This is a genomic window from Gemmiger formicilis (genome assembly GCF_900167555.1).
Taxonomy (GTDB): domain Bacteria; phylum Bacillota; class Clostridia; order Oscillospirales; family Ruminococcaceae; genus Gemmiger; species Gemmiger formicilis.
On the sequence record NZ_FUYF01000065.1, the window covers coordinates 1 to 2,386 of the forward strand.

General features: G+C 53.4%; 3 protein-coding genes. All 3 read left to right on the top strand.

Features of this window, described 5'->3' with window-relative positions:
• The first annotated feature begins 51 nt into the window (after positions 1-51).
• Entirely contained in the window at positions 52-321 is a 270-nt protein-coding gene (locus B5D32_RS14460; RefSeq protein ID WP_078785655.1) for a plasmid mobilization protein, read from the top strand.
• A complete protein-coding gene (locus B5D32_RS14465; protein ID WP_078785656.1) occupies positions 308-1,660 on the top strand; it encodes a relaxase/mobilization nuclease domain-containing protein in 1,353 nt (450 codons plus the stop codon). Before B5D32_RS14460 ends, B5D32_RS14465 begins: the two co-directional genes overlap by 14 nt.
• Before the next feature lie 12 nt (positions 1,661-1,672).
• The coding region (locus tag B5D32_RS14470) for a site-specific integrase (protein ID WP_143402812.1) at positions 1,673-2,386 on the top strand (714 nt) is incomplete at its 3' end.

The window sequence follows — 2,386 nt, forward strand, 5'->3', positions numbered from 1 at the left end:
CGCCGAAAAGCCTACGGGGACAGCCCCGAACCCCTGTGAGGCTGCTGGCGCATGAGAAAGCGCAGCGTTGGAATCAATGTCCGCGTCAGCGTCACCGAGAAACGAAAAATGACGCTGATGGCTAAACGGTGCGGGCTGTCTCTCTCGGAATACTTACGCCAGCGGGCGCTGGGATATGAACCGGGCGGGCATCCGCCCAAGGAGGTATTTGATGTGTTGGATAAATTGGATGAAATGGCAGAAAGCTGTTCTGTGCGAGATGGCGCGGCCATCAACGCCCAGACTGACCGCTTGAGAGACCTGCTCATTGGCGGTAACTAAGATTTGGACCATCAAGGACAGCCTACAGCGTGTCCTTGACTACGCGGCCAACCCGGATAAAACCGAATACGATGCCCTTGCCAAGACACTGCACTACGCAGAGAACGATGCCAAGACCAAGCTGAACGAGAGCGCCCAGCTTGTCACCGGCATCCATTGCAGGGCAGACCATGCGTGGGAAGATATGCGAGCCGTACAGGAACGCTTTGGTAAAACAGACGGCGTGGTGGCACTCCATGCCTACCAAAGCTTCCGCGAAGGGGAGGTTACTCCGGAGCAGTGCCACGAGATCGGCGTGGCACTGGCCCGCAAGGTCTGGGGCAAGCGATTTCAGGTGCTGGTCGCCACACACATGAACACGGACAATCTGCACAACCACTTTGTTATCAATTCTGTGTCTTATGTGGACGGGAAGAAATACGAGCAACGCCGCAGCCAATATGCGGAATTTAGAGAAACTTCAGACAAGCTGTGCCGGGAGTACGGCTTGTCGGTGCTGGAGCAGCCCAAGGCAAAGGAGCCGGCACGGTACGCCCGGATGCGCGAAGCCATCGACCAAGCCTGTGAAGATGCCAGCACGGCCGAGGACTTTCACAGGGCGCTGTATCGGCAAGGGTATATTTTCGGCAGTGACCCGAACCGTAGGTACGCAACCATCCGGGCGCGGGATGGCGGACGAGCCGTGCGGCTTTATAGGCTGGGGGAAGAATACGATTTACCTGCCATAGATGACCGACTGCGCGGAAATTACCTGTTGTACGGACCAAGGCTGTATGAGTTGAAACACCCACCCCAGCAGTATACGCCGAAACGATATCGCCCCAAGGATACCTATGCAGGAAAAAGCATCCTCCAAATTTTCTTCGAGGTATTCTTCGGAGAATCCCAGATGCACCGCTTGTATCTGTACTACTGTTATCAGTTAGGCATCCTGCCCAAGAAACAGCATCTCTGCATCAACCGCCCGGAACTGGAGCGCATCTGGAAAGACACCGAGAAAATTCTTGCAGAACACGCCTTTGTTCACGACCACAAGTTCCCGTCTTTACAGGCTATCGCGGACTATCGCAAGGGCTTGTCCCGGCAGATAGATGCCCTTGCCGCACAGCGGGCTGAAATCGTTAAGCAGATGCGCCGAAAGGAAGCACCGTCGGAACTGGCTGACCAGCGCATGATTCTGACTTGCCAAATCGCCAAACTGCGTAAAGAGCACAAGATTGCAGAGGGAGCAATCAAGCGTATTCAACGCACACGCGAATCCAACCGTATAGACCAAGAAAACCGAAATCAAAATACAAACTATAGGAACCGCTGCCGAAACCGTTCTCGGCAGCGCTGATAAGGAGGTACAATGGCTTACATCAAGAAAAAATCCGAACGAAAATTCAAAATCACCGTCTGCAACGGCTATAAGGTCAACGGACAAAAACGGATGAAAGCCCAGACGATTACCGTACCGCCGGAAGTTCCCAAGCGCGGCATTCAGCAGTATGTCATGGCTGAAGCGGAACGCATCGAGAAAAAGTTCAAGTATGGCGTTGAAGAAAGTGACCAGACCCATTTTGAACAGTACGCGGAAAACTGGCTCAAGCGGCAGGAACCGTTCTTTAAGGCTACCACCTACGCAGGGTACAAACGAAATCTGGGTATTGTTTACCCGCTGATTGGCGGTATTCCGCTTGCAAAGCTGCTCCCCATGACTTTAGAGGAAATGTGCGAGGAATTGCGCAAGCGCCCCGGACGTGGTGGAAACTGCATCAAGGAAACTACTGTGCAGAAATATTTGGAAACGGTTTCCTCGATACTGGAGGATGCCAAGAAAAATGACATTATTCCGTTTAATCCGGCGCACCGCGTTCGGAAGAAGCATTTTGAAAAGGAGGTGCAGCATATTCCGCAGAAGTATGAAATGAGTAAACTAATGCGGGCGATTCAGAACGAACCGATTCTGTATCGCGCGTATTACACGCTGGCAATTACGACCGGATTGCGGCGTGGGGAACTGTGCGCCCTGCAATGGCGGGACATAACCGGTGCTTGTGAACTGACCGTCCGCCGTTCCCGC

Coding starts and splice junctions, on each gene's coding strand:
- B5D32_RS14460 (WP_078785655.1), top strand. CDS start 52: ATGAGAAAGCGCAGCGTTGGAATCAATGTCCGCGTCAGCGTCACCGAG.